Annotated in this window: 8 protein-coding genes; all 8 read left to right on the plus strand. The window is 49.9% G+C overall.

Annotated features, from left to right (window positions below):
• Positions 1–10: 10 nt before the first annotated feature.
• Entirely contained in the window at positions 11–1990 is a 1980-nt protein-coding gene (locus ACGCCZ_RS02945; protein WP_411655243.1) for a Mu transposase C-terminal domain-containing protein, read from the plus strand.
• Positions 1987–2892, plus strand: coding sequence for an AAA family ATPase (locus ACGCCZ_RS02950; RefSeq protein WP_411655244.1), 906 nt, complete (start codon positions 1987–1989; stop codon positions 2890–2892). Before ACGCCZ_RS02945 ends, ACGCCZ_RS02950 begins: the two co-directional genes overlap by 4 nt.
• Before the next feature lie 11 nt (positions 2893–2903).
• On the plus strand, positions 2904–3095 hold the full coding sequence (locus ACGCCZ_RS02955) for a hypothetical protein (RefSeq protein ID WP_411655245.1): 192 nt from the start codon (positions 2904–2906) through the stop codon (positions 3093–3095).
• An 87-nt stretch (positions 3096–3182) separates the two neighbouring features.
• Positions 3183–4235 (plus strand): ATP-binding protein, encoded by a 1053-nt coding sequence (locus ACGCCZ_RS02960; RefSeq protein ID WP_411655246.1) that lies wholly within the window; start codon positions 3183–3185, stop codon positions 4233–4235.
• A 140-nt stretch (positions 4236–4375) separates the two neighbouring features.
• Complete coding sequence (locus ACGCCZ_RS02965) at positions 4376–4981, plus strand: Lar family restriction alleviation protein (protein WP_411655247.1); 606 nt, start codon at positions 4376–4378, stop codon at positions 4979–4981.
• Positions 4982–4990: 9 nt separating this feature from the next.
• Positions 4991–5245 carry an AbrB/MazE/SpoVT family DNA-binding domain-containing protein gene (locus tag ACGCCZ_RS02970; protein WP_411655248.1) on the plus strand — a complete coding sequence of 85 codons (255 nt, stop codon included), beginning with the start codon at positions 4991–4993 and terminating at the stop codon, positions 5243–5245.
• Positions 5232–5873 carry a hypothetical protein gene (locus ACGCCZ_RS02975; protein WP_411655249.1) on the plus strand — a complete coding sequence of 214 codons (642 nt, stop codon included), beginning with the start codon at positions 5232–5234 and terminating at the stop codon, positions 5871–5873. The genes ACGCCZ_RS02970 and ACGCCZ_RS02975 overlap by 14 nt, the downstream gene beginning before the upstream one ends.
• 17 nt (positions 5874–5890) lie before the next feature.
• A partial coding sequence (locus ACGCCZ_RS02980; RefSeq protein WP_411655250.1) for a hypothetical protein occupies positions 5891–6107 on the plus strand: 217 nt, incomplete at its 3' end.

The following is a 6107-nucleotide window of genomic DNA, read 5'->3' on the forward strand; positions in this document are numbered from 1 at the left end:
AGGTGACAATATGATCAAATTATCCACGAGAGAGCTTGCAGAGCTTAAGGGATGCACGCAGCGCAATATCAAGCTCTTAGCGCAAAGTGGTAAACTTTGCGGAGAAATTGCTAAAAACGAAAAGAATAGACCCGCATATCAATTTGCGCTGGATGCCCTTGAGCCAGAACTGCAAATTAAATATTACCGGCAACACGGTATGGAGCTCCCAAAGGAGCTATGCAAACCAAAAAAGCCGCAGCCGGTTAAGGAGTCCAAACCACTAGACGCATACACCGCTGCCCAGCGAGAGGAGATCAGCCGCTGGATCAATATCCTCAAGGACTGGCAGAGTTATCGTGCCAATCGCAAGGACAAAGAGTCTGTGGACGCGGAGTACATAGCACAGTGCCGGGATAAATATCCGGACGTGCATATCTCCCGTGACATTCTATACAGCCGCCAGCGCGCGTATAAGGCCAACGACTACGATGGGCTTGTGGACAAGCGAGGTATTGGACGCAAGGATAAGTCCTCTTTCCCGGATGAGATTAAGGATCTATTTTTGTACCTATATTTGGACGAGAGGGCACTCCCGATCTCCAAATGCTATGAGGCAACAAAGCTGGCGATTGGTCAGCAGAGACCAGAGTTGTTAGGGCGTATGCCCAGTTACGACACCATGTATCGCTGGGCAAACGAGTACAGCAAGCCAGTAGCCTGTCTCGCTCGTGAGGGCGACAAAGCCTTTAATGATCGGTACGGTATCTTTGTCGACCGATTTTATGATCATATGGACAGCAATGATTACTGGATTGCCGATGGCCACACGATCGATGTCATCAGTAAGGCGGATGATGGTAGTGACCGGCACCACCGCATGACGCTGTCGGCGTTTTTGGATGCTCGCAGCGGCATCTATGTAGGTTGGGTTGTGACGGATCATCCAAGTAGTGATGCTACCATTTTTGCGCTGCGTAAGGCAATCCAGCGATATGGTATCCCTAATCATATCTATGTAGATAATGGCCGGGAGTATCTCAATATCGATATTGGAGGGACCGGGCACCGGCGAGCAAGCAAGGTCAAGATCGACTTGCCGACTCCGATCTTACAGCGGCTAGGGATCCAGATGACCAATGCGTTACCACGTAATGCGCAAGCAAAAATCATTGAAAGAGAATTTCGAAATTTTACATTTTTGAGCCGTCTATTTGACGGCTATTGCGGAAGCAACGTCGTCGCAAAGCCGGAAAAACTCAAACATAAACTCAAGGCGGGCAATATTCCCACGGACGGGGAGCTGACACAGGTCATCAATGAGATGATCGACGGATATTTTAATGCGCAACCTTACAATGGCAAGGTTGTAGCGGACCGCGGAAAGACCAAATTGCAGGTGTATATGGATCACCTGCCACAAACCGTACGCCGTGCCGCACCTGACGATCTATATCTGCTGATGATGCGTAGTACCCGCGCGCAGACGGTTGGCAAAAATGGTGTATATCTCACGGTATGTGGTGAGCGGCTCTATTATCATAGCGACGAGCTGCTCATCAATTGGACCGGGAAAAAGGTCTATCTGCGATACGACCCAGAGGATCTCCGGAGTGTCCGCGTATACGACGCGGACGAGAAGTACATCATGACGGTGCCTCTCATCAGCGAGCTAATGCTCGACTATGGGGCCTCCAAAGACGAGGTACGCACCGCAATGCAGCAAAAACGACGCTGGCGCAACCAGGCAAAACACCTCGCCGATATCCAGCGTGAGCAGGCTGTAGCACAGTATGGACCACTCAACGTCTTGGATATCTTTGTTCGGGCAGCTCACGTCAATAACGAAGGACTGCTGTTGCCATCCGATGACAATACAAACAATATTACAGAGATTACACCAGTGCCACAATCTGAGCGTACCCGTGTAGCAGCCGGGGACGGCGGCGTGGTAATCGACATAGAGCGGATGATCCGCAACAGACTCAAAAGAGAGGGGCAAACAAGATGAGCAAACAATACGATCCGGAGCTCCAGCAACGCCTGGAGGATTACATCAAGGAGGTTGGCAGCCAAAGTGAGGCCGCCCGAAGGATTGGAGTGAGCGTTGCGGTAGTAAGCACTTACCGCAACAGCAAATATGCAGGCGATGTAGCGGGGTTCGAGACCCGACTCCGCCAATTTTTGGCCACCAAGGAGGCGGCAGACGAGCTATCCAATAGTGTTGTGGAGTATGTACCGACATCTATAAGCGAGTCGGTCTATCATACAATCCGCATATGCCATCTAAAAGGCGGCCTCGCAAATGAGTGTGGGGACGCCGGAATTGGCAAAACCAAGGCGGCGTTGAAATATGTGTCGGATTACCCGAGTCAGGCAATCCTGATTACAGCTAATCCGTGTATCAGCAGTGTGACAGCCTTTTTTAAGGCGCTTTGCAGGCGCCTTAAAATATCAGCTGCTCGTAAGGACGATATGTGGATAGAGGTGGACGAGCATCTGCGAGGCGGACGCAAAGTCCTCATCGTGGATGAGGCTCAGCATCTCCCGATCAAGACTGTGGAGGCTATCCGAGCTCTCACAGACAGCAATCCGGAGCTGGGATGCTGCATGATCGGCAATCCTGAGACAATTAATGTCGGTACACGCCGCCCGGCGTTTGCCCAGATCCGCAACCGGACAAAGATTGTGCAGATCAGGCACACTGGGGAGATAACCAAAGCAGATATCGCCTTGCTCTTCCCGGCTTTGGCAAGTCAAGACAAAGAGCTTGAATTGCTATGGGCTGTCGCCCGTAGCGAGCAGGGAGTCCGCGGGGCTGTAAATCTCTATAGCAACGCGGAAGATAACGAGGATATATCGTATCAGGGGCTGATGTCAATGGCCAAATACATGAAAATCGTTGCCTATTGAGGAGGATGGTAATGCGTAAAATCATCTATTACATAGGACCGTGGGCCTTGGGATTACTGTGCGGCATCGCCGCAATGCAGCTGAGGGACGGAGAATATCTACTTGCTGCTACCTGGACATTGCCGGTTATTGGTTTGGGAGGGGTTTTGCTTGCAGGATTAAGCGAGAATGAGGACCCTCCTACCTCTACAATGGGCGGTTAAACCGCCCATATCCTTAATGCAGCCGCCCATAAGGGTGACGGTCACAAGCCCGCAAATGCAGAGTGGGGATAATAAGGAGGTGATGATATGCGATATCCCAAAAAACTTGAGCAACACGCTGATGCTATCTTATCATCCCGCCGCCGGGAGGCGATCAGAGAACAAGAAGAGGTCCAAAATTGGCTACGCACAACGCATCCGGCTATTCTGGGCTGTCAAAATAAGCTTTCTCGCTTGCTTGCGCGGTTGGGGATAGCCAAAATACGGAGATCATCATGCGACAAAGAGATTGAGGCACAAATTGACGCTACGCGCAAAGAACTGCACGATCTGATGACCGATGCACAGATGTCTGAGGATGATCTATTGCCAAAATACACGTGTCCTGAGTGCCAGGATCGTGGATACATAGACGGCAGACCATGCCCCTGTAGGCAGACGATCCTCAACCGGCTGGTGTATGAGCAGCTATGCGACGTCTCCCCAGCGCAGAGCTGCTCTTTTGACAATTTTGATCTGCACTATTATGTGGACCACCGTCAAGACATGGCCAAAACCCTTAAAAGCTGCGAGAGATACGCGAAGGATTTTAGCAAAAACAGCAAAAATCTACTGTTTTATGGGGATCCGGGTCTTGGCAAGACCCACTTGTCATTGGCAATCGCCGGAGAGGTAGCACGCTCCGGCCATCTTGTAATGTATGCGTCCGCGCCTCATTTGATGGCGCAGTTAGAGGACGCAAAATTTAGGCAATCTGAGGCTGGGATGGAGTACCGGGAAATTATCTATGGCTGTGATCTATTGGTGATCGACGATCTCGGAGCAGAGTTGGTCACACGATACACACAATCAGAGGTGTATGACCTGATTAACACCCGCCTCAATATTGGTATCCCGACCATCATCAATACCAATCTGACAATGAACGGGATTTATAAGCTGTATACCAACCGTGTGGCCTCGCGGATTGCCGGGACATACACGGAGGTACAGTTCCAGGGCCGGGATATCCGGCTCCAAAAAAGAGTAGAGGAGATGGAGGCGCATGAGCAAAAAGCACAGACATCGCACATATGGAGAGCAGCAACGTCATATCCTTGCGGTAAAAATCCGCAAGATGACGGACGAGCAGTTATGTGAGTTTGTCAACCAGACTGTCCCGTCATTTGGTGTAAGCCAATACTTGGATAGACTAGAGGAGCTGTCTGGTACCGGAAACGGCATCGGATCCGGGATGGTGGACAAGCTACGCAACATTGCACTAAAGGAGGGATATATATATGCAGATTGACAATTTGCCAGATTGCCCCTGTTGTGGAGGAGAGGCCGAGTATATAGAGACGATGTACGGAGCGGGGATGCTATTGTCGGCATCCATACGATGCCGTGATTGTGATCTCCACATTGAGCACAGAGGTGTAGCGGGTAAAATTGCAGATACCCGCGCTAAGGTTATCGCGGCATGGTCGTGCCGTGTGCCAAAAAACAAGCTTTGCCTGATTGTATCGCAATACTACTACAGCAGGTACTGCTTTTTGGCGGTTTACAATCCGGACACATTCCGCGCGCAAGCGATGGCCTGCGTTGCCGCTTTGGAGGATTATAAGCGGCCGCAGGGTGATCCCAGGTCAATTAATTACGGAGACCTCAGTGATGAGTGGTACCGTAAAGGCGCAAGGAGATACAACGTCAACGACTCCGGAGACATCTATTTTGTCATGGGAGATAGCGTAGATGAGCTTTTGCCTGAGATACGGGACTATTATCAATCTGCCGAGCGAGAGAGACATCTTGACCGGCGTAAAGGTACGGCCAAAAAAATAGCCCTGCACCATCAAGCAAGTGTTGTATATGGGATTGTAAAATCAATTTTTAATCTGATTTAGGAGGATAACATGGCACACAAAAAATTGACGTCAAAATGTGGTGTGACAATACCCAAAGATATCCGCGCTCAGGTCGGTTGGACACCGGGTATGGCGGTGGACATTGAGGAGGCCGGAGATCACAGTGTTATCATCCGTCCACATGTACCAGTTTGCCGGTTTTGCGGTACGGTAGAGCATGTGATCGAGGTGTCCGGTATTAGCTTATGCCGGGATTGTGCGGAGGCGCTGAGAGAGGAGCTGGACAAATATGGACTCGCGTAAAATAGACCGTCTTGTCCAGATCAAGGATGAGATTGCAGCATTAAAGTCCGAGCAGGATCGCTTAGAAAACGAGTTTCTCCTGCAGGCCAAACAAGACCTGCAGGATACAAAATATAAGACCACCGCTTATGTAAGCGGCAGTGGAAATAAGGTAGTAGCGACTACCGCAAGGTCTGTCAAGATTACATATCCCTCCCGCTTGCGCCTTATTTTTGGCAGCACCTATCCGGATGCGGTAACGGAGCAGACAACATACAAGTTATCTGCTCCAGCCGGTCGGATGCTGGCCGGATTATGGTCCGGTGAGTATGTCGAGCAGACGCTGGCAGCTGCTATACAGTCTTTGCCTGTTGAAGATAAAGCAAAAAAACTCTTGACAAAAAAGCTCCACGGGATCAATTATGACGGAGATGTCCGTAACCTCCAGGTGATTGGCGGCATGGATGAGCAGCAGGCCCAAGAGTGGGCATATCTATTACAGGAGGCTGCTGTATGGGATGATTTTAGGCAGCTGCTGATGGGCGCACCATCTGGCTGCAACGACCCGGAACACATCCTCGATCTGATACACGGAGCAATGGTGGTCGAGGAGACTACCAAAATCCAGGTTGTACCAATACAAAAATAATGGCAAGCGGGTGCATAATGGGATACTGTCCCCTTTGCGGTGACATCGTTTGGGAGGATGAGTGGGACCTTGTTGAGGACAAAATTGTCCATGATCACTGCAAAACAGAATATATTAAACGTAAATATCATTTATCCGATGCACAATTTTTTCGTATGCAACAATTACAACAACTAGAAGAAAATTTGTTGGGCTTAGAGACTAAAATAGATGACATAAAAAATGATGTTGACC

The organism is Anaeromassilibacillus sp. SJQ-1 (assembly GCF_046693725.1).
Classification (GTDB): Bacteria; Bacillota; Clostridia; order Oscillospirales; family Acutalibacteraceae; genus Anaeromassilibacillus.

Coding starts and splice junctions, on each gene's coding strand:
- ACGCCZ_RS02945 (WP_411655243.1), top strand. CDS start 11: ATGATCAAATTATCCACGAGAGAGCTTGCAGAGCTTAAGGGATGCACG.
- ACGCCZ_RS02950 (WP_411655244.1), top strand. CDS start 1,987: ATGAGCAAACAATACGATCCGGAGCTCCAGCAACGCCTGGAGGATTAC.
- ACGCCZ_RS02955 (WP_411655245.1), top strand. CDS start 2,904: ATGCGTAAAATCATCTATTACATAGGACCGTGGGCCTTGGGATTACTG.
- ACGCCZ_RS02960 (WP_411655246.1), top strand. CDS start 3,183: ATGCGATATCCCAAAAAACTTGAGCAACACGCTGATGCTATCTTATCA.
- ACGCCZ_RS02965 (WP_411655247.1), top strand. CDS start 4,376: ATGCAGATTGACAATTTGCCAGATTGCCCCTGTTGTGGAGGAGAGGCC.
- ACGCCZ_RS02970 (WP_411655248.1), top strand. CDS start 4,991: ATGGCACACAAAAAATTGACGTCAAAATGTGGTGTGACAATACCCAAA.
- ACGCCZ_RS02975 (WP_411655249.1), top strand. CDS start 5,232: ATGGACTCGCGTAAAATAGACCGTCTTGTCCAGATCAAGGATGAGATT.